Below are 421 nucleotides of genomic sequence, written 5' to 3'. Positions count from 1 at the left end.
AAGATATGTGTGTATTGCAAAAGATAATAATCTATTCAAATCTTTTACTGTATTGAATGAATACAATAGAAAGTTGATGGAAAGGCAATCGAGGATTCAAACAAGGTTAATGTTTGAAACCAATACTTGGGCTATTTACAGAATTATTCCGCAGTATTAATCATTCATTTTTTCTGCTTTAATCATCCTGTCTTTTCCCTGCAAGTCTTTTCTTAATAAACATTTGAAGGAATATTTTTCAAACAAATCAACTGTATCTTTTCCCAGAGCCTCATTAATTTCTACAAAAATCTTACCTTGTTTATGCAGTTTCGTTAAAGCAAATTCGACAATTTTTTCATAGAATATTAAAGGGTTACTATCCGCTACAAATAAAGCTAGATGTGGTTCGTAAGCTGTTACATTTTTTTCCATTGAGTGT

General features: G+C 30.2%; 1 protein-coding gene. It reads right to left on the bottom strand.

The window, feature by feature from the left end; genetic code table 11:
- Window positions 1–156 precede the first annotated feature (156 nt).
- The coding region (locus tag E3E36_RS12205; protein WP_206203707.1) for a hypothetical protein at window positions 157–421 on the bottom strand (265 nt) is incomplete at its 5' end.

This window comes from Thermococcus sp. M36 (assembly GCF_012027355.1).
In the GTDB taxonomy this organism is placed as follows: domain Archaea; phylum Methanobacteriota_B; class Thermococci; order Thermococcales; family Thermococcaceae; genus Thermococcus.
This window is presented reverse-complemented; position numbering and strand designations above follow the sequence as displayed.